20 protein-coding genes are annotated in these 18,216 nt (G+C 67.8%); 10 read left to right on the top strand and 10 right to left on the bottom strand.

All coding sequences use genetic code 11. The features are described 5' to 3' along the window. Positions 1-5: 5 nt before the first annotated feature. From WKW77_RS01045 to WKW77_RS01015, 7 genes are all read right to left on the bottom strand, one after another. Entirely contained in the window at positions 6-221 is a 216-nt protein-coding gene (locus tag WKW77_RS01045) for a YbdD/YjiX family protein (RefSeq protein ID WP_340354973.1), read from the bottom strand. Then, positions 218-2,287 carry a carbon starvation CstA family protein gene (locus WKW77_RS01040; protein ID WP_340354972.1) on the bottom strand — a complete coding sequence of 690 codons (2,070 nt, stop codon included), beginning with the start codon at positions 2,285-2,287 and terminating at the stop codon, positions 218-220. Before WKW77_RS01040 ends, WKW77_RS01045 begins: the two co-directional genes overlap by 4 nt. Before the next feature lie 107 nt (positions 2,288-2,394). After that, positions 2,395-3,024 carry a response regulator transcription factor gene (locus WKW77_RS01035; RefSeq protein ID WP_340354971.1) on the bottom strand — a complete coding sequence of 210 codons (630 nt, stop codon included), beginning with the start codon at positions 3,022-3,024 and terminating at the stop codon, positions 2,395-2,397. Then, complete coding sequence (locus WKW77_RS01030) at positions 3,021-4,382, bottom strand: cache domain-containing protein (protein WP_340354970.1); 1,362 nt, start codon at positions 4,380-4,382, stop codon at positions 3,021-3,023. The genes WKW77_RS01035 and WKW77_RS01030 overlap by 4 nt, the downstream gene beginning before the upstream one ends. A gap of 57 nt (positions 4,383-4,439) precedes the next feature. Beyond that, positions 4,440-5,168 (bottom strand): alpha/beta fold hydrolase, encoded by a 729-nt coding sequence (locus WKW77_RS01025; RefSeq protein ID WP_340354969.1) that lies wholly within the window; start codon positions 5,166-5,168, stop codon positions 4,440-4,442. Positions 5,169-5,359: 191 nt separating this feature from the next. Further along, on the bottom strand, positions 5,360-6,247 hold the full coding sequence (locus WKW77_RS01020; RefSeq protein WP_340354968.1) for a YbgC/FadM family acyl-CoA thioesterase: 888 nt from the start codon (positions 6,245-6,247) through the stop codon (positions 5,360-5,362). Then, positions 6,244-7,188 (bottom strand): alpha/beta hydrolase, encoded by a 945-nt coding sequence (locus tag WKW77_RS01015; RefSeq protein WP_340354967.1) that lies wholly within the window; start codon positions 7,186-7,188, stop codon positions 6,244-6,246. Before WKW77_RS01015 ends, WKW77_RS01020 begins: the two co-directional genes overlap by 4 nt. Positions 7,189-7,299: 111 nt before the next feature. Here WKW77_RS01015 and WKW77_RS01010 point away from each other — a divergent pair, with 111 nt between their 5' ends. The 5 genes from WKW77_RS01010 to WKW77_RS00990 are packed head-to-tail and all read left to right on the top strand — an operon-like array spanning position 7,300 to position 10,497. Next, complete coding sequence (locus WKW77_RS01010) at positions 7,300-8,436, top strand: iron-containing alcohol dehydrogenase (RefSeq protein ID WP_340354966.1); 1,137 nt, start codon at positions 7,300-7,302, stop codon at positions 8,434-8,436. A gap of 7 nt (positions 8,437-8,443) precedes the next feature. Continuing rightward, positions 8,444-9,076, top strand: coding sequence for a nitrile hydratase subunit alpha (gene nthA, locus WKW77_RS01005; protein ID WP_340354965.1), 633 nt, complete (start codon positions 8,444-8,446; stop codon positions 9,074-9,076). Then, positions 9,073-9,735, top strand: a complete 663-nt coding sequence (gene nthB / locus WKW77_RS01000) for a nitrile hydratase subunit beta (RefSeq protein ID WP_340354964.1) — start codon at positions 9,073-9,075, stop codon at positions 9,733-9,735. Before nthA ends, nthB begins: the two co-directional genes overlap by 4 nt. After that, a complete protein-coding gene (locus tag WKW77_RS00995; protein WP_340354963.1) occupies positions 9,732-10,097 on the top strand; it encodes a nitrile hydratase accessory protein in 366 nt (121 codons plus the stop codon). The genes nthB and WKW77_RS00995 overlap by 4 nt, the downstream gene beginning before the upstream one ends. Before the next feature lie 4 nt (positions 10,098-10,101). Beyond that, positions 10,102-10,497, top strand: a complete 396-nt coding sequence (locus WKW77_RS00990) for an MAPEG family protein (protein ID WP_340354962.1) — start codon at positions 10,102-10,104, stop codon at positions 10,495-10,497. 1 nt (position 10,498) lies between these two features. On the opposite strand, the gene WKW77_RS00985 is transcribed toward WKW77_RS00990, so the two are convergent. The 3 genes from WKW77_RS00985 to WKW77_RS00975 are packed head-to-tail and all read right to left on the bottom strand — an operon-like array spanning position 10,499 to position 14,237. Next, entirely contained in the window at positions 10,499-10,720 is a 222-nt protein-coding gene (locus WKW77_RS00985) for a hypothetical protein (RefSeq protein WP_340354961.1), read from the bottom strand. Positions 10,721-10,767: 47 nt separating this feature from the next. Further along, positions 10,768-11,838 carry a patatin-like phospholipase domain-containing protein gene (locus WKW77_RS00980; protein WP_340354960.1) on the bottom strand — a complete coding sequence of 357 codons (1,071 nt, stop codon included), beginning with the start codon at positions 11,836-11,838 and terminating at the stop codon, positions 10,768-10,770. Between the two features lie 23 nt (positions 11,839-11,861). Beyond that, the gene (locus WKW77_RS00975) at positions 11,862-14,237 is read right to left on the bottom strand and encodes a Tex family protein (protein ID WP_340354959.1); all 2,376 of its coding nucleotides are present in this window, start codon (positions 14,235-14,237) and stop codon (positions 11,862-11,864) included. Between the two features lie 160 nt (positions 14,238-14,397). On the opposite strand from WKW77_RS00975, the gene WKW77_RS00970 reads away from it, so the two are divergent. The 5 genes from WKW77_RS00970 to WKW77_RS00950 all read left to right on the top strand — a co-directional run bounded on the left by WKW77_RS00970 (position 14,398) and on the right by WKW77_RS00950 (position 18,201). Then, positions 14,398-14,895, top strand: coding sequence for a hypothetical protein (locus tag WKW77_RS00970; protein ID WP_340354958.1), 498 nt, complete (start codon positions 14,398-14,400; stop codon positions 14,893-14,895). A 58-nt stretch (positions 14,896-14,953) separates the two neighbouring features. Beyond that, positions 14,954-15,523 carry a DUF2239 family protein gene (locus WKW77_RS00965; protein WP_340354957.1) on the top strand — a complete coding sequence of 190 codons (570 nt, stop codon included), beginning with the start codon at positions 14,954-14,956 and terminating at the stop codon, positions 15,521-15,523. A 206-nt stretch (positions 15,524-15,729) separates the two neighbouring features. Next, entirely contained in the window at positions 15,730-17,076 is a 1,347-nt protein-coding gene (locus tag WKW77_RS00960; RefSeq protein WP_340355576.1) for an MATE family efflux transporter, read from the top strand. A gap of 2 nt (positions 17,077-17,078) precedes the next feature. Beyond that, a complete protein-coding gene (locus tag WKW77_RS00955; protein WP_340354956.1) occupies positions 17,079-17,738 on the top strand; it encodes a glutathione S-transferase in 660 nt (219 codons plus the stop codon). 106 nt (positions 17,739-17,844) lie between these two features. After that, a complete protein-coding gene (locus WKW77_RS00950; protein WP_340354955.1) occupies positions 17,845-18,201 on the top strand; it encodes a hypothetical protein in 357 nt (118 codons plus the stop codon). Positions 18,202-18,216: the final 15 nt, after the last annotated feature.

Here is an 18,216-nt window from a genome sequence, read left to right as displayed (position 1 = left end):
GCGATTCAGCAGCAGCGGCCCTTGCCGCTGCCATAGCGCGCCTCCAGCCGCTCCCTGAAGAACGCCTCGTAGCTCATGGGCTCGCGATCAGGATGCGTGCGTTCCATGTGGCTCAGATAAGCGTCGTAGTCGGGCATGCCGACCATCAGGCGCAGCGACTGCACCACCGAGCGCGCCAGATAACGCCCGGATTCCGTGAGGCTGGCGCCTGCGGTTCTCATGATGCAGCGGCCGGCACCGGCATCGGCTCGAAAGGCGTCTCGCGCGCAGTCGGCTTGCTGGCCGAGCGCGCGGCCAGGCAGCTCTTCACGCTGTAGACGAGCACGCTCAGCACCACGAAGATGAAGAGCCCGCACAGCGCGGCGTCGAGGCGGTCGTTGAAGACGATGCGCGACATGGCTTCCGGCGTCTTGGCCGGGGCGATGAGAACGCCCTGTGCCAGGCCGTCGGCGTATTTCGCCGCGTGCGACAGGAAGCCGACCTTCGGGTCCGGCGAGAAGATCTTCTGCCAGCCGGCGGTCAGCGTGCAGACCAGCAGCCATGCGGCCGGCGCAATGGCGACCCAGGCATAGCGCTCGCGCTTCATGCGGTACAGCACCACCACGCCCAGCATCAGCGCCACGGCGGCGAGCATCTGGTTGGAGATGCCGAAAAGCGGCCACAGCGTGTTGATGCCGCCGAGCGGATCGACCACGCCCTGATAGAGGAAGTAACCCCAGGCGGCAACGCACAGGAACGTCGCGGTCAGGTTGGCCACGACGAGGTCGGTACGCTTCAGCACGGGCACGAAGCTTCCCAGCAGGTCCTGCAGCATGAAGCGGCCGGCGCGCGTGCCGGCGTCCACCGCCGTCAGGATGAAGAGCGCCTCGAACAGGATCGCGAAGTGGTACCAGAAGGCCATCATGGCCTGCCCGCCCACGACCTGGTGAAGGATGTGGGCCATACCCACCGCCAGCGTCGGCGCACCGCCCGCACGGCCGAGGATGGTCGTCTCGCCGACGTCCTTGGCGGTCTGCAGCAGCATGTCGGGCGTGACCGAGAAACCCCAGCCGGAGATCGCCTGTGCCACCGCGTCCGGCGTGGAGCCGACCAGCGCGGCCGGGCTGTTCATCGCGAAGTACACGCCGGGATCGATGCACGCGGCCGCGACCAGCGCCATCACCGCGACGAAGGATTCGGCCAGCATGCCGCCGTAACCGATGAAGCGTGCGTGACGCTCGTTGTCCAGCATCTTCGGGGTGGTGCCCGACGAAATCAGCGCATGGAAGCCCGACACCGCGCCGCAGGCGATGGTGATGAAGAGGAACGGGAACAGGCTGCCAGACCAGACCGGTCCATTGCCCTGCGCGAACTGCGTGATCGCCGGCATCTGCAGCTGCGGCGCGACGAAGACGATGCCGATCGCCAGCGCGATGATCGTGCCGATCTTCAGGAAGGTCGAAAGGTAGTCACGAGGCGCGAGCAGCAGCCATACCGGCAGACTCGCGGCGATGAAGCCGTAGCCGATCAGCATCCATGTGAGCGCCTTGCCGTCGAAGGTGAACATCGCGGCCCAATCGGGGTTCTGGCTCACCACTTGGCCGCCGTAGATCGCGAGCATCAGCAGCGCGAAGCCGATGATGGAAATCTCGCCGATGCGGCCCGGCCGGATGTAGCGCAGGTAGATCCCCATGAAGATCGCGACCGGAATCGTCGCTGCGACCGTGAACGTGCCCCACGGCGATTCGGCGAGCGCCTTCACCACGATCAGTGCCAGCACCGCGAGGATGATGATCATGATCATGAAGGTGCCGAACAGCGCGATCATGCCGGGCACCGTGCCCATCTCCTGCTTGATCAGGTCGCCGAGCGAGCGGCCGTCGCGCCGCGTCGAGATGAACAGCACGATGAAGTCCTGCACCGCCCCGGCGAACACCACGCCGGCCAGGATCCACAGCAGCCCGGGCAGATAGCCCATCTGCGCCGCGAGCACCGGCCCGACCAGCGGCCCTGCACCCGCGATGGCCGCGAAGTGGTGGCCAAACAGCACGTTCTTGTCGGTCGGCACGTAGTCGAGCCCGTCGTTGTGGCGATGGGCCGGCGTCATGCGGCTGGCGTCGAGACCGAGCACCTGCTGCGCGATGAAGAGGCTGTAGTAGCGGTACGCGATGAGGTAGGTGCAGATGGCCGCGACGACGATCCACAGCGCATTGATGGATTCGCCTCGCGACAGCGCCACCGTTCCGAGTGCGAAAGCGCCGACGACGGCGACGACGAGCCACACCAGGTGGCGGCGAAGGGTTTGCATACGGATGTCTCCTGAAGCTGTTCCCGGCGAGTGTCGCGAGAGACAACTTTCTGCGCATCGGTTGCACTGCGCAAGCACCCCTCGCGGGATTGCCTAAGGGATAACCCTCAGTGTTTCCTCGCGTGCTCGACCGCGTACTTGATCAGCTCGGCCTGTCCCTCGATGCCCAGGCGGCGCTTGATGCTCTGCCGGTGCGCCTCGACGGTGCGCACGCTCAGGCCCAGTTCGAGCGCGATCTCCTTGCTCGATGCGCCACGCCCGAGCGCCGAGAGGATCTCGCTTTCGCGCGGCGTCAGCAGCGGCCGCGGCGCCTGGTTGCGGAAGAGCCGCTTCGAAACCGCCGGGCTCAGGAACGTACCGCCCGCCGCCACCGCACCGATGGCCGCGACGATCTCGCTGGCCGGCGCATCCTTGAGCACGTAGCCGCGCGCACCGGCCTGAAGCGCCTGCTGCACGTACTCGGGGTTGTCGTACATGCTGAGCATGACCACGCGCACCTGCGGCTGCCGTTCCTGGAGCCGGGCGGCAAGTTCGATGCCATTGATGTCCTTCATGCCGACGTCGGCCAGCACGAGGTCGGGCTCGAGCGCCTCGATCATCGGCAGCGCCTCGGCGGCGCCGTCCGCCTCGCCGACGATGTCGATTTCGGGCAGCGACGAAAGGCGCGCACGCAGCCCGTCGCGCACCAGCGGGTGGTCGTCCACCAGGAACAGGCGAATGGTGTCGTGGTTCCTCATGCAGCCCCCGGACCTTCGAGTGCCACCTCGGCAACGATCGAGGTGCCGGACGCTTCGGAAAGCACATCCAGATGCCCCCCGATCGCCGCGATGCGTTCGCGCATGTTGCGCAGGCCGATGCCGGCGCGGGGGTCGGCCTGCATCGCTTTTTCATCGAAGCCGCGTCCGTCGTCGGTGATGTCGAGGCGGACGTAAAAGCCATCGAACGCGAGCGAGATGTCGACCTTCGTGGCATGCGAATGCTTGTGCACGTTCGTCAATGCCTCCTGCGCGACACGGAACAGCGCCGTCTTCACTTCCTGCGGCAACTCGCGCGGCGTGCCGTGGATCGACACCGCCGCCTCGATCGGCCCCTCGTCGCCGAACTCGGCGCCCAGCCGTTCCAGCGCCGCCGGCAGGCCCAGCGTGTCGAGCAGCGCCGGACGCAGCCGGTGCGAAATGCCGCGCACTTCCGAAAGCGATTCATTGAGCCGCTGCAGCGCCTTCGACAGCGACGCCGGCACCGCCTGCCGACCTCGCTCCAGCGCGTCCACCGCCGATTCGATCAGCAGCTTCGCGGACACCAGGGTCTGGCTGGTGCCGTCGTGCAGTTCGCGGGCCAGATGGGCGCGTTCGTCCTCCTGCGACTGCACCACCTGGCGCGCGAGCTGGCGCAGCTTGGTTTCGGCGACACGGTGCTCGCTCAGGTTCAACAGCAGTCCCGTTGCGCTCACCACCGCGATCCCGAGCGCTGCGATCCCGACGATCCACAGCATCGTGGTGGTGAGGTTGGCGCTCATCTGCTGGTCGAGGCGATGCATCGCGGTATCGATGTCGTCGAGATACAGGCCGGTGCCGACCATCCAGTTCCAGCGCGGAAGAATGGTCACGTAGCCCAGCTTGGGCGCCATCTGCTGATTGGACGGCTTGCGCCACTCGTACTCGACGTAGCCGCCGCCGTTGCGCGCCTGCGCGATCAGCTCCTGGATCGTGGGGCGGCCCTTCGAATCGCGCAGTTCCCAGAGCCGTTGCCCGACCAGTTCGGGCTGCCGTGAATGCATCAGCGATCGGCCTTCGAGGTCGTAGACGAAGAAGTAGCCGTCATCGCCATAGTCCAGCGCGGCCAGCAGGCGCAGCGCCTCGGCGCGGACCGCCTCGTCGTCCTTGCCGGTGTCGTAGAGCGGTCGCACGACACTCACCGCCAGATCGACGTAGCTGCGCAGTTCGTTGCGCCGCTGCGCCATGTAGGTCTGTTCTGCCAGTTCGCGCTCGCGCTGCGCGAGGTCACGCTCCTGGTGCCGCACCGCGAAGGCGACCAGCACCAGCGCCGTCAGCAGCGGCACGATGGCGAGCGCAACGATCTTCGTGCGGAGATTCATGGGGCGGCAAGACTACCACCGCCGCCCTCCCCGCTCCGGCGCCGAGTCAGGCCAGCTTCAGGCCAGCTTGAGCAGCTCGGCAGCCAGTTCCTTGGGCATGTCGACCATCACGTCGTGGCTGCACGGCAGCTTGATCGAGCGCCAGCCGGGCGCCGATTCGACCTTCGCGGCGAAGTAGCGGAATGGACTCGGATCCCAGCCATCGGCCAGGATGTAGAGCCGGTTCCTGATCGAATCGCCCGCGCCGGTGAGCAGGAGCGGCATCTCGAAGGTCGCGAGCGCCTGGGGCCGGCACAACCGGTCCACGCGTGCGCGGTTGGCTTGTGCGATGTTGAACATCTCGGCCGGAATCGGCTGCATCAGCCCGCCGTGGCCTTGCAGCGCCGTGCCGCGGAAGGCGCCGACGAACTGCGCCGCCACCTCGGGCGCGAGCGCCTTGTCGATCAGGCGGATCAGCGAATCGCCGTTCTCAGGCACGAAGGCATCGAGATACACCAGGCTGCGGATGCGCTCGCTCATGCGGTCGGCAACACCGGTGATGACCATGCCGCCATACGAGTGCCCGACCAGGATCACGTCGTTCAACTCTTCCCACTCGATGCAGCCGCAGACATCGCGGACGTGGGTTTCGAGCGTGACGTTCTCCGCCGACTGATGAAAGCGCTCGCCGACGCCCGTGTGAGTCGGCGTGAACACCGTGTGTCCGGCCGCGCGGAGCGCATTCGCCGTTTCCCGGTAGCACCACCCACCATGCCACGCGCCGTGAACGAGAACAAAGTTGGCCATCGCCGTGTCTCCGAAACAATTCGAAGCGGCCATCTTGAGCGGCACCCGACCGGCGTGCCACGGGGTTTCCCCGGCGGGAAATGCCGAGAGCGTGAGCCCAGAATCCCGCGGAACCGGCTAGGCCGGGCCGCCGGGATTGCCCCCTGCAAGGGGGTGCAGAGCCACACGAAGTGGGCGAGGCTGGGGGTGGGTCAAAGCTTTCGGCGCATTTCGATGTGCGGGATGCCGGCTTCCTCGAAAGGCTCGCCGTGCGGCGCATAGCCGAGGCGCGCATAGAAGTTCTCGGCGCTGCGCTGGGCGTGCAGCATGATTTCCTTGTCGCCGAGTGTGGCCGCCGCGGCTTCGAGCGCGCGCAGCACCGCTTCGCCATGGCCGCCGCCGCGCAGCGTGCGATGCACCGCCATGCGCCCGACGCGGCCGAGTCCGGGCGACTCCTGCATCAGCCGACCGGTCGCAATCGCCTGCCCCAGCCGGTTGCGCGCGACCGCATGCACCGCGATCGCGTCATGCTCGTCCCACTCCAGCTCCTTCGGAATGCGCTGTTCGTCGATGAAGACGTCGCGCCGCACCTTGCCCGCGCCTTCGCCGATCGCATCCCAGTTGCCGGTGACGACCTCGCGCATCGGCTCCCCGGCCTCGTAGGCCGCGAGGATCTCGCGCAAGAGCGGCGGCACCGGTTTCGACGTCTGCGTGGCGGGATCGGCGTAGACGTAGACCAGCTCGCAGGTCACCAGCAACTCGTCGCCGCGGAACAGGCCACCCAGGAACAGGATCGACGAATTGCCCACGCGCACGCACTTCATGCCGACGTCGAGCACGTCGTCCACCCGTGCCGAGGCATTGAATTCGACCGTGGCCTTGCGCACGTACAGATCGCCGCCAAGCGACAGCATCGCCTCTTCGTACGGCAACGCCATCGCGCGCCAGTAGTCGGCGATCGCGGTGTCGAAATACATCAGGTAGTGCGCATTGAAGACGATCTTCTGCATGTCCACCTCGGCCCAGCGCACGCGCAGGCGGTGGAAGAAGCGGAAGTCGGATTTCTTGAGGGTCGTCGTCTCGGTCATGGCTGTCGTCATGGTTGCAAGGCTTCTCTGAGCGCGCGGGCGGCGTCTTCATGCGCCTGGAGCGCTTCGGGGATGGCGCGGCCCATCTTGACGAACTCGTGGATCACGCCGCGATAGATTTCCAGTTCGACCGGCACGCCCGAGGCGCGAAGTTTGTCGGCGTAGGCGACGCCTTCGTCCACCACCGGGTCGCATTCGGCGAGGCCGATCCAGGCGGGCGCGACGCCGTCCACGTCGTCGGCGTTGAGCGGCGCGAACCGCCAGTCGTCGCGATCGGCCTTCGAGTTCACGTACTGGGCGAAGAAATAGCTGATGAGCGCCTCGCCGAGCAGCGGGCCGGTGGCGAAGCGAAGGTGCGAGGCGGTGTCCTGGTGCGACGTGGTTCCCGGGTAGATCAGCATCTGCAGCGCAATGGGCAAACCGGCATCGCGCCCTTGGATCGCGCACACCGCGGCCAGCGTGCCACCCGCGCTGTCGCCGCCGACCGCCATGCGCGCGCCGTCGAGCCCGAATTGCGCCGCGTTCCTCGCCAGGTGCTGGAGGCCGTCCCATGCATCGTTCGACGCCGTCGGGAACTTGTGCTCGGGTGCGAGCCGGTAGTCGAGCGAGACCACCGCGCAACCGCTCTTCTGGCTCAACACGCGGCACAGGATGTCGTGCGTGCCGATACTGCCGACGGTGAAGCCGCCGCCATGGAAGAACATCAACACCGGCAGCACCTCGTTCGAGGGCGCATAGAGCCGCGCCGGCAGCGCATGGCCATCGCGCGCCGGAAGCAGGAAGTCCTCGACGCGCGCGAGCTGCGGCTTCGGCACTTCGAGCACGCCGGCGCCTTTCTCGTAGGCGGCGCGGGCCTCGGCCGGTGTCAGGGCGTGGAGCGGCGGGCGGCCGGCGCGCTCCATCCGCTCGATCACGTTGGCCATCTTAGGTGTCAGCGCGCTCATCGGGTCCATGCCGGGCGGTTTGTCCCGGTTGCGTCAAGCGCAGGGGTTTCAGGAGTGTCCAAGGTGCTCGGTGCTTGTTAGATTCGAGGACCCGCATCGTACCGTCCGGACCCCGACCCCATGGCTCTCATCCAATACCTCACCCAGATCCAGTTCGACTTCGGCGCCATCCAGCTGCTGCGCAGCGAATGCGAGCGCGTCGGCATCACGCGGCCGCTGGTCGTGACCGATGCCGGCGTGCGCGCCGTCGGCATCCTGCAGAAGGCGCTCGATGCACTCGGCGACCTGCCCAGCGCGGTGTTCGACCAGACACCGTCGAACCCGACCGAGGCCGCCGTGCGCGCCGCCGCCGCGATCTATCGCGACCAGCGCTGCGACGGACTGATCGCGGTCGGCGGCGGCTCGGCCATCGACTGCGCCAAGGGCGTCGCAATTGCCGCGACGCACGAAGGCCCCCTCAAGACCTACGCCACCATCGAAGGCGGCTCGCCGAAGATCACCGACCGCGTCGCGCCGCTGATCGCGATCCCCACCACCAGCGGCACCGGCAGCGAAGTCGCGCGCGGCGCGATCGTCATCGTCGACGACCACCGCAAGCTCGGCTTCCACAGCTGGTTCCTGATGCCCAAGGCCGCGATCTGCGACCCCGAACTCACGCTGGGCCTGCCGCCCAAGCTCACGGCCGCCACCGGCATGGACGCGATCGCGCACTGCATGGAGACCTTCATGTCGGCCGCCTTCAACCCTCCGGCGGACGGCATCGCGCTCGACGGGCTGGAGCGCGCGTGGGGTCACATCGAACGCGCGACCCGGGACGGCAGCGACCGGGAGGCACGGCTCAATCTCATGAGCGCGTCGATGCAGGGCGCGATGGCCTTCCAGAAAGGCCTGGGCTGCGTGCATTCGCTGAGCCACAGCCTCGGCGGCATCGATCCGCGGCTGCACCACGGCACGCTCAACGCCCTCTTCCTGCCGGCGGTGATCCAGTTCAATTCGGGCGCCGAATCGGTGCGCAAGGAGCAGCGGCTGCAGCGCATGGCGCAGGCCATGCACCTCGATTCGCCGGGCGATCTCGGTGGCGCGATCCGCGACATGAACGCGCGGCTTGGGCTGCCGCAGGGGCTCGCCGAGGTCGGGGTCACCACCGACATGTTCGAGAAGATCATCGACGGCGCGATGGCCGACCACTGCCACAAGACCAATCCGCGTCTCGCCACGCGCGAGGACTACCGGCAGATGCTTGAAGCCTCGATGTGAGGTCCGCATGGCGCACGACCACCACCCCGACCACGGCCACGACGACCACAGCGAGCTCGGCGAGATGGACCTGCGGGTCCGCGCGCTCGAAACCGTGCTCACGGAAAAGGGCTACATCGACCCGGCCGCGCTCGACGTGCTCATCGACACCTACCAGACGAAGATCGGCCCCCGCAACGGTGCCCGCGTGGTCGCCAAGGCATGGGCAGACCCGGCGTTCCACGACTGGCTGCTGAACGACGCGACCGCTGCGATCGCCTCGCTCGGCTACGCCGGCCGCCAGGGCGAGCACATGGTCGCGCTGGCCAATTCAGACGAGCAGCATCACATGGTGGTCTGTACGCTCTGCAGCTGCTATCCGTGGCCGGTGCTCGGCCTGCCGCCCACCTGGTACAAGAGCGCGCCATACCGGTCGCGTGTCGTGAAGGACCCGCGCGGCGTGCTGGCCGAGTTCGGCGTCGAGTTGCCCGCGTCGACGCGCATCCGAGTCTGGGACTCGACCGCCGAAGTGCGCTATCTCGTGATCCCGCAGCGCCCGGCCGGCACCGAGGGCTGGAGCGAAGAGCAGCTCGCCGACCTCGTCACGCGCGATTCGATGATCGGCACCGGCCTCGCCCTTGCGCCGGGAGCGGCGCCGTGACCTACATCAGCCACGCCGACCTCGGCGGCAAGGACGTTCCCGGCCGCATCGTGCCGGAGCCGGAGGACGAACGCTTCCATGCCGGCTGGGAAGCACGCGCGCTCGCGCTGACCCTCGCCATGGGCGGCACCGGTTCATGGAACATCGACGCCAGTCGCAGCGCCCGCGAAACGCTGCCGGCCTATGCGCAGATGAGCTACTACGAGATCTGGCTCGCGGCGCTCGAAAAGCTCATGGCGGAGCGTGCACAGGTCATGCCCGACGAGATCGCGGCCGGCCACATGCTGCATCCGCCGCAACCGGTGAAGCGCGTGCTGCGCGCGGCCGACGTGCCGGGGGTGCTCGCCAAGGGCACGAACGTCGAGCGGCCGGCCACCGGGCCGGCGCGCTTCACCGTCGGCCAGCGGGTGCGGACCCGTGCGGGTCACGTCGATCACCACACGCGACTTCCTGCCTACGTGCGGGGCAAGTCCGGGACCATCGCCCACCGGCATGGCGTGCACGTCTTCGCCGACGCGCACGCGCAGGGCCTCGGCGAAGAGCCGCAGTGGCTCTACACGGTCGTCTTCGCCGGCGAGGACCTGTGGGGACCGGGCTCGGAGCCCGGCCTCAGTGTTTCGGTGGATGCGTGGGAGAGCTACCTGGAGGCCGCCGAATGACCGCCGCGACGCCCTTGCTGCCCGGGATGCCGACCGACGACGGCGCCCAGCCGGTCTTCCGCGAGCCCTGGGAGGCCCATGCCTTCGCGATGGCGGTGACGCTCCACCAGCGCGGCCTGTTCACGTGGCCCGAATGGGCGCTGGCCCTCGCAGGGCAGATCGCCGCCGCGCAGGCCGCCGGCGATGAGGACCGCGGCGATACCTACTACCGGCACTGGCTCGCCGCGCTCGAAGCGCTCGTCGCGGCCAAGGGCGCCAGCACCGCCGATGAACTCGCACGTTACCGCGACGCCTGGGACCGAGCCGCCGACCGCACGCCGCACGGCCAGCCGATCGAGCTGCGTCCGCGCGATTTCGGCTGAGGCCATGCCCATCGTCTGGCTCTATGCGGCCCTCCTCGCGCTGCTCTTCGTCGGCCTGAGTTTCCGTACGCTGGTGATGCGGCGACGCCTGCGCATCGTGATCGGCGACGCAGGCGACGAGCGCATGCTGCGCGCCATGCGCGTGCATTCCAACTTCGCGGAATACGTGCCGTTGAACCTGCTGCTGATGTACTTCGTGTCGTCGACGCTGCCGCAGCCCTGGTTCCTTCACGCGCTGGGCATCTCGATCCTGCTCGGGCGCGTGCTGCATGCCGTTGGCGTGAGCCAGATCAGGGAGCGCTATGGGTTCCGCGTGACCGGCATGGCGCTCACCTTCGCGCCGATGCTGGCGTCGGCGCTGACGCTGCTCGCGTCCTATGGCCGAACGGGGAGCGGCTGAATCAGCCCTTCCGGCCGCCGAACACCAGGAGCGCGCCGCCCACCACGATGGCCGAAACACCGGCCCAGATCGGGAAGTTCACTTCCTGCTTCTCCTTGATCGCCAGCTCGATGGGTCCGATCTTGGCCTGGTGGGTTTCCTTCGTGTAGCTGAAGCCGCCCATCCCGAGGGCCACGATGCCCGCGACGATGAGGATCAGGCCGATGACGCGCGTCAGGTTCATGAACTCTCTCCGATGCGCCTCGACTTTAGCCGGCCATCGGCCACAAGTCACAGGGGCAGCACATCGTCCGTGCCTCCGCGATGCAGGAACTCGGCGAGTTCGTCCGCCAGCCGTTGCGACTCTTTCGCGGCGGTACTCCATGCCTTGACCCGCGCCGGCACATCGTTGCCGTAGCGCACGAAGTCGTTGCGGTCCGGCAGCTTGCCATTGGGCAGGCTGCGAACCCATTCGGGACTGGGCGCGAGCACCACCATGCGATCGAGGAAGCCGGTGGCCTTGTGGCGCCACTTGAGTCCCTTGTCCAGCCAGCCAGGCACCACCGCCTTCTGGAAATGCGGATACAGCACGATGCCGTCGGCATTGCCGTAGTCGAGATGCAGGTGGTAGTCGGTGATGCCGCCGTCCCAGTAGGCACCGCGCGGCGCACCCGGAATGTCGTGCACCGCTTCGAGCATGAACGGGATGGAGCACGAGGCCTGAAGTGCCAATTCGAAGTTGCCCTTGATCAGCTCGACCTGCCGCGTGCGGAAATCGCGCGTGCCGAAAGGCAGCGCCGCACCCGGCGTGGAGAACACCACCCGCTCCAGCCACGCACCGAGGCTCTTGCGATGCACGCTGTTGGTGATGAAGGCACCGAGATACCCGACCGGCGTACGCGCCCTGCCTTCACGGCCCAGGATGTGCCGGCCGCGCGCGGTGATCACGTGAAGCCTGTAGCGCGAATGACGCAGCACCTCGTCGATGCGCCCGCCATAGAAGTTGCGCAGCCCCTCGCCGAACTGCGCGCTGACCTGCCGCGCCGTCAGCCGCTTCTGCCCCGGAGGTACTTCGAAGTGCTGGTGGATGTAGCCCTGCTCGAACTGCACGAAGGCGTCCTTCGTGTCCTGCAGGCAGGCATTGGCGAGGCGCCATGCACCGATGGATGCGCCGACCAGATCGACCGGCTGCGTCGATTGCGGCAGCCAGTCGCCGAAGAGAAAGCGGTCGATCGGCCCGAGGATCAAGCCCTTCGGCCCGCCGGCGGCGCCGGGGACGGTGCGAACGTCCTGCGGACGCAGGCCGTTCGCGGCGATGTGTTCGCGGGCGGCAGGCCCGGCGTAGATGCGAAGCGCCCTCATGCCCTGCCCGCTGCCGCGTCCAATTACTTGCGCAAGCCCTGCAGCTTGGCGAACGCGTTGGCCATCTGGCCGGCCGGCTGCGGCGAGTTGTCGCGCCGCGAGCCCTGCTGGTAGCCGCGCCCCGCGCCTTCGAAGCGGTTCTCGCGCGGACCATCGCGCCGCGAAGGCGCGGCATCGAGCTTCATCGAGAGGCCGATGCGCTTGCGCGCCACGTCGACTTCCATCACCTTGACCTTGACGATGTCGCCGGTCTTCACGACCTCGCGCGCGTCATTGACGAACTTGTGCGAGAGCTGGCTCACATGCACGAGGCCGTCCTGGTGCACGCCCAGATCGACGAACGCGCCGAACTGCGCGACGTTGCTCACCGTGCCTTCGAGGACCATGCCCTCGACCAGGTCGGTGATGTCCTCCACGCCTTCGTTGAAGCGCGCGACCTTGAAGTCGGGACGCGGATCGCGGCCGGGCTTTTCCAGTTCGCCGAGGATGTCCTTGACCGTGATGACGCCGAACTTCTCGTTCGCGAACAGTTCGGGCTTGAGCGTCTTGAGCATGTCCGCGCGGCCCATCAGCTCGCTCACCGGCTTGCCTGTCTTTTCGATCATCTGCTCGACGACCGGATAGGTTTCGGGGTGCACGCCGGTCATGTCCAGCGGATTGGCGCCGCCGCGAATGCGCAGGAAGCCCGCGCTCTGCTCGAAGGTCTTCGCGCCGAAGCCGGTCACGTCCAGCAACTGCTGCCGGCTCGCGAACGCGCCGTTGGCTTCGCGCCAGCGCACCACCGCCTTGGCCACGCTCGACGACAAACCCGAGACGCGCGACAGCAGCGGCACGCTAGCGGTGTTGAGGTCGACGCCGACCGAGTTCACGCAGTCCTCGACCACCGCGCTCAGGGTGCGCGCGAGTTCGCTCTGGTTCACGTCGTGCTGGTACTGGCCCACGCCGATCGATTTGGGATCGATCTTCACGAGTTCGGCCAGCGGATCCTGCAGCCGGCGCGCAATGCTGGCCGCGCCGCGCAGGCTCACGTCCACGTCGGGCATTTCCTGCGCCGCGAATTCGCTCGCGGAGTAGACCGAGGCGCCCGCCTCGCTCACCACCACCTTCTCGATGGCGTGCGTGCCGGCGCCGGCCTGGGCGCTCATCTTAGCCAGCAGCTTGATGAGGTCGGCGGCGAGCTTGTCGGTCTCGCGGCTGGCGGTGCCGTTGCCGATCGCGATGAGGTTCACGCTGTGCTTGGCGCAGAGCTTGCCGAGCGTGTGCAGCGAGCCTTCCCAGTCCTTGCGCGGCTCGTGCGGGAAAACGGTCGCGGTCTCGACGAGCTTGCCGGTGGCATCGACCACCGCCACCTTCACGCCGGTGCGGATGCCCGGATCGAGGCCCATCACCACGCGCTGGCCGGCCGGCGCGGCGAGCAGCAGATCGCGCAGGTTGTCGGCGAAGACCTTGATCGCGACCTTCTCGGCGTCTTCGCGCAGTCGGGTGAACAGGTCGCGCTCGGTCGACAGCGCGAGCTTCACGCGCCATGTCCACGCCACGCACTTGCGAATGAGGTCATCGGACGCGCGACCCGAGTGGCTCCAGCCCAGGTGCAGCGCGATCTTTCCTTCGGCGATCGACGGCTTGCCCGGCTCAGGTTCGACCGGCAGCGCGAGCTTCGCGTCCAGGATTTCGAGCGCGCGGCCGCGGAACACCGCCAGCGCGCGATGCGAGGGCACGCGCCCGATCGGCTCGTCGTAGTCGAAGTAGTCGCGGAACTTGGCGACCTCGGCGTTGTTCTCGTCCTTGCCCGCCATCAGGCTCGACTTGAAGAGGCCTTCGCTCCACAGCCATTCGCGCAGCTTCTGCACCAGCGCGGCGTCTTCGGCCCAGCGCTCGGAGAGGATGTCCCGCACGCCGTCGAGCACGGCCGGCACCGTCGAGAAATCGGGGCCCGGCTTTCCGTCGTCGAGCGTGGTGGCCGGCTGCAGGAAGGCCTTGGCCTCGACTGCCGGATCGAGCGTCGGATCGGCCAGCAGCTTGTCCGCCAGCGGCTCGATGCCGAACTCGCGCGCGATCTGGCCCTTGGTGCGGCGCTTCTGCTTGAAGGGCAGGTACAGGTCCTCGACCTCCTGCTTGGTCGGCGCGGCTTCGATCGCGGCGCGCAGCTCGGGGGTGAGCTTGCCCTGCTCGTCGATGTTCTTGATGACCGCGGCGCGGCGGTCCTCGAGCTCGCGCAGGTACGAAAGGCGCGCTTCGAGTTCACGCAGCTGGGTGTCGTCGAGGCCGTTGGTCGCCTCCTTGCGGTAGCGGGCGATGAAGGGCACGGTGGCGCCCCCGTCGAGCAGCTCGACGGCGGCCTTCACCTGGTGCTCGCCGACCTTGATCTCTGCGGCGAGCTGGCGAATGATTTTCTGCATGCTGAAAGGACGTCCCTGAGTCCGGCGCCAGGTTTCAGGCGCGTTGCGAATGAAGCGAAAGCGCGGAAGTTTGCCATAGGCAGTGGGGTCCACCCGGGTGATGACTTCGCATTACCTCGTGTATCGAGTTGCCTCCACGGACGCCCCACAATGGCCTGCAATGGGCCTCCTCAAGAAACTCCTGCGCGTTCTCGCGGCGATCGTGATCGTGCCGGTGCTGCTGTTCGAGGAATGGGGCTGGGAGCCGCTCGCGCGGCTGGTCGCGCAGCTCGCGCGCCTGCCGATCTGGGCGCGCGTCGAGCAGGCCTTGCGCAACCTTCCGCCGTGGGGCGCGGTGCTCGCCTTCTTCGTGCCGGTCGTCCTGCTCTTTCCGATCAAGCTCATCGGCCTGTTTCTGCTCGCGGAAGGTCACGCGAAAAGCGCTGTGATGCTGCTCCTGGCAGCCAAGCTGGCGGGCACCGCGATCGTGGCGCGGCTCTTCCAGCTCGTCGAGCCCGCGCTGATGCGCATCCCGCTGTTCGCACGCTGGTATCCCCGCTGGAAGGGGTGGAAGGACCGGCTGATGTGCATGGTCCGGCAAAGCCTGCCCTGGCGCGTCGGCCGCACGATCAGCAACAGCGTGCGGCGCTCGTGGCGCAGCTTCCGGCGCGCACGCTGAGCGCTTTTTTACCCGGGTAGATTGCGCTTCGATTTTTGCCCGGGTATTATTCGCGCCCATGTCTCCCCCCCCCGAAACCCATCTCACGGCCTTCGCCGGCTTCCAGCGGATCGCGTCGGGTCCCCGCGCCAAGGTCATCGCCCAGGTGCGCAAGCAATGCGCCGGCTCCGGGCAAGTGCAGCCCTTCGTGTTCGACGACAGCACCGGCGAGCGGCTGGACATCGATCTGCGCGAAGGCGAAGGCGCGCCTGCCATCGCGAACGACGAGCCTTCCGCGCGCGGCGTCGGGCGGCCCAAGCTGGGCGTGGTCGCGCGCGAGGTCACGCTGCTGCCGCGCCACTGGGAGTGGCTGGGCCGCCAGCCGGGCGGCGCATCGGTCGCGCTGCGGCGGCTGATCGACGAAGCGCGCCATGTGCACGCCGACCGCGACGCGCAGCGCGCCGCGCGCGAAGCCACCTACCGTTTCATGACGGTCATCGCCGGTGATCTGTCCGGCTTCGAGGAAGCGGCCCGCGCGCTCTTTGCCGGCGATCGCGCACGTTTCGACGCACACATCGCCAACTGGCCCGAAGACGTCCGGGCACATCTGCACAAGCTGGCTACGGCGGCCTGGAGTGCCGCCGCATGAGCCGCCCGGCCGTTCCGAAGGCGAATACCGAAGCGCTGCTGCGCGAAGGTACTCCAATGAGCCATCCGATGCAGACCCAGACCGCGCCCCATCCCATCGATCCGGAAGACATCCAGCACGCCGGCGAGATCACCGCGCCACCGGCGTCGGTGGCCGACCCGGTGCCGCCGCCGGTCGCCTCGCACGCCAATGCCCGCGCGGCTGCGATGGCGACCCGGCCGCTGTGGAAGACCTTCCTCGTCTTCCTCGCGCCGATGCTGCTCAGCAACATCCTGCAGTCGCTGTCGGGCACGCTCAACAACGTGTTCCTCGGCCAGATGATCGGCGTCGGCGCGCTGGCCGCGGTGTCGGGCTTCTTCCCGGTGATGTTCTTCTTCATTGCCTTCACCATCGGGCTCGGGGCGGGCGCCTCGGTGCTGATCGGCCAGGCCTGGGGGGCGCGCGAGCCGGACAAGGCGCGCGCCGTCGCCGGTACGACGCTGACAGTCGGCGTGCTGTTCGGCCTCGGCGTGGCGCTGTTCGGCGGTGCCTTCACCGAGCCGATGCTGCGCATGCTCGGCACGCCGCACGACATCCTGGCCGACGCGACGAGCTACGCGCGGATCATCCTGATCGCGATGCCGGGCCTCTTCATCTTCCTTCTGTCCACCGCGATGCTGCGCGGCGTGGGCGACACGGTGACGCCGCTCTACACGCTGATGATCTCCACCCTGATGGGCCTGTTCATCACGCCGGCGCTGATCCGCGGCTGGTTCGGCCTGCCGCAGATGGGCGTGGCGAGCGGCGCCTGCGCGACCGTGATCTCCTTCGTGGTCGCGACGACGTGGCTCGCGTTCCATCTGCGGCGCAAGAAGAGCCCGCTCGCGCCCGATGGCGATTTCGTGCGGCATCTGCGGGTGCGGCCGGCGCTGCTCAAGGCGGTGCTCAAGGTCGGCGTGCCGACCGGCGTGCAGATGATCGTGGTGTCGCTGGCCGAGCTCGCGCTGCTGTCCTTCGTGAACACCTACGGGTCGGATGCGACCGCCGCCTACGGCGCGGTGAACCAGGTCGTCGCGTACGTGCAGTTCCCGGCGATCTCGATCGCGATCACCGCCTCCATCCTCGGCGCGCAGGCCATCGGCGCGGGGCGCACCGACCGCCTCGGCGCGATCACGCGCACCGCGCTGATGATGAACCTCGTGCTCACCGGCGCGCTGGTGGTGCTGGGCTACCTGTTCTCGCGGCCGCTGATGGGCTTCTTCATCACCAGCGAGCCGGTGATCGAAGTCGCGCAGACGCTGCTGCACATCATGCTGTGGAGCACCGTGATCTTCGGCATGGGCTCGGCGCTCTCGGGGATCATGCGCGCGAGCGGCTCGGTGCTGGTGCCGACCAGCATCTCGATCTTCTGCATCGCATTGATCGAAGTGCCGGTGGCGTGGTGGATGAGCCACCGCATCGGCCTCAACGGCATCTGGGTCGCGTACCCCGTGGCCTTCACGGCGATGCTGACGATGCAGGCCTGCTACTACCGCTTCGTGTGGCGCAAGAAGACCATCCGCCGATTGATCTGACGATGCCGCAAGCGCTGCCGGTGCTGTATTCGTTCCGCCGCTGCCCCTATGCGATGCGGGCGCGGATGGCGATCGCGGCAAGCGGCCAGCACTGCGAGCTGCGTGAAGTCGTGCTGCGCGACAAGCCCGCCGAACTGCTCGCTGCATCGCCGAAGGGCACGGTGCCGGTGCTGGTCGACCCGCACGGCATCGTGATCGACCAGAGCCTGGACATCATGCTGTGGGCGCTTAGGAGCAACGACCCCGAAGGATGGCTGCGCCCGGCGCACGGAACGCTGGACGGCATGCTGGCCCTCGTCGCCGAGTGCGACGGCACGTTCAAGCGGCACCTCGATGGCTACAAATACCCCGATCGGCAGCCTGAGGCCCTGCGCGATGCGGCCCTGCACCGCGCGGAAGGCGCCGTCTTCCTGAAGGCGCTGGATGTGCGCCTGCAGTCCTTCCGCTGCCTGTTTGGCGACAAGCCCGCCCTCGCCGATATCGCAATCGCGCCCTTCGTCCGCCAGTTCGCGCAGGTCGATGCGACATGGTTCGACGCGCAACCCTGGTCACGACTGCATGAGTGGCTCTCGGCGCGATTGAAGGCGCCGGTCTTCGCACAGGTCATGGACAAGTACGCGCCCTGGCGGGCTGGCCGACCTGGGATCAGATTCCCTGCATGAATCGGCGCTTCCGGGAGATGTGCGCGCGCCCCCTAAATGACCGGCGATTGCACTTTTCGTGACACCCCGCCTACAACTTGCCTCGTGGGCGCCGATAGGCAGAGCCATGGACACGCCAGATTCACACCAGCCGTCGGGAGTGCTGCCCCAGCTCCCCAGAGACAGCATCCTGCAGGACGACGGGGAGCACCTTCTCGTCTCGACCAAAGGCGTGGAAGGCTCCAGGAGCGACGGCATCCTGCTGCGCCGCTGCGCCTTCTCGCTGACGACGCCGCTGGGCTGCGAATTCCTCGGCCAGTACCGCCACCTCTCGGACGGCCTCTGGCACGCCACCATGCGCAGCAAGCGCCGAGACGACGGCTCCACCGGGCCGCCGCAGGTCGGCATCTATGCGACGGAACTCGATGCGATGGTCAATCTGTGGGCCAATCGCCGGTCATTCGACCTCGGCCAGCGGGCCTGATCCGGGAGGCGCGGG

The organism is Variovorax ureilyticus, from assembly GCF_037889935.1.
In the GTDB taxonomy this organism is placed as follows: Bacteria; Pseudomonadota; Gammaproteobacteria; order Burkholderiales; family Burkholderiaceae_C; genus Variovorax; species Variovorax ureilyticus.
This window is presented reverse-complemented; position numbering and strand designations above follow the sequence as displayed.

What these genes read in the sequence shown, in the direction of transcription:
- WKW77_RS01045 (WP_340354973.1), bottom strand. Translation starts at nt 221, where the DNA reads ATGAGAACCGCAGGCGCCAGCCTCACGGAATCCGGGCGTTATCTGGCG.
- WKW77_RS01040 (WP_340354972.1), bottom strand. Translation starts at nt 2,287, where the DNA reads ATGCAAACCCTTCGCCGCCACCTGGTGTGGCTCGTCGTCGCCGTCGTC.
- WKW77_RS01035 (WP_340354971.1), bottom strand. Translation starts at nt 3,024, where the DNA reads ATGAGGAACCACGACACCATTCGCCTGTTCCTGGTGGACGACCACCCG.
- WKW77_RS01030 (WP_340354970.1), bottom strand. Translation starts at nt 4,382, where the DNA reads ATGAATCTCCGCACGAAGATCGTTGCGCTCGCCATCGTGCCGCTGCTG.
- WKW77_RS01025 (WP_340354969.1), bottom strand. Translation starts at nt 5,168, where the DNA reads ATGGCCAACTTTGTTCTCGTTCACGGCGCGTGGCATGGTGGGTGGTGC.
- WKW77_RS01020 (WP_340354968.1), bottom strand. Translation starts at nt 6,247, where the DNA reads ATGACGACAGCCATGACCGAGACGACGACCCTCAAGAAATCCGACTTC.
- WKW77_RS01015 (WP_340354967.1), bottom strand. Translation starts at nt 7,188, where the DNA reads ATGGACCCGATGAGCGCGCTGACACCTAAGATGGCCAACGTGATCGAG.
- WKW77_RS01010 (WP_340354966.1), top strand. Translation starts at nt 7,300, where the DNA reads ATGGCTCTCATCCAATACCTCACCCAGATCCAGTTCGACTTCGGCGCC.
- nthA (WP_340354965.1), top strand. Translation starts at nt 8,444, where the DNA reads ATGGCGCACGACCACCACCCCGACCACGGCCACGACGACCACAGCGAG.
- WKW77_RS00995 (WP_340354963.1), top strand. Translation starts at nt 9,732, where the DNA reads ATGACCGCCGCGACGCCCTTGCTGCCCGGGATGCCGACCGACGACGGC.
- WKW77_RS00990 (WP_340354962.1), top strand. Translation starts at nt 10,102, where the DNA reads ATGCCCATCGTCTGGCTCTATGCGGCCCTCCTCGCGCTGCTCTTCGTC.
- WKW77_RS00985 (WP_340354961.1), bottom strand. Translation starts at nt 10,720, where the DNA reads ATGAACCTGACGCGCGTCATCGGCCTGATCCTCATCGTCGCGGGCATC.
- WKW77_RS00980 (WP_340354960.1), bottom strand. Translation starts at nt 11,838, where the DNA reads ATGAGGGCGCTTCGCATCTACGCCGGGCCTGCCGCCCGCGAACACATC.
- WKW77_RS00975 (WP_340354959.1), bottom strand. Translation starts at nt 14,237, where the DNA reads ATGCAGAAAATCATTCGCCAGCTCGCCGCAGAGATCAAGGTCGGCGAG.
- WKW77_RS00970 (WP_340354958.1), top strand. Translation starts at nt 14,398, where the DNA reads ATGGGCCTCCTCAAGAAACTCCTGCGCGTTCTCGCGGCGATCGTGATC.
- WKW77_RS00965 (WP_340354957.1), top strand. Translation starts at nt 14,954, where the DNA reads ATGTCTCCCCCCCCCGAAACCCATCTCACGGCCTTCGCCGGCTTCCAG.
- WKW77_RS00960 (WP_340355576.1), top strand. Translation starts at nt 15,730, where the DNA reads ATGGCGACCCGGCCGCTGTGGAAGACCTTCCTCGTCTTCCTCGCGCCG.
- WKW77_RS00955 (WP_340354956.1), top strand. Translation starts at nt 17,079, where the DNA reads ATGCCGCAAGCGCTGCCGGTGCTGTATTCGTTCCGCCGCTGCCCCTAT.
- WKW77_RS00950 (WP_340354955.1), top strand. Translation starts at nt 17,845, where the DNA reads ATGGACACGCCAGATTCACACCAGCCGTCGGGAGTGCTGCCCCAGCTC.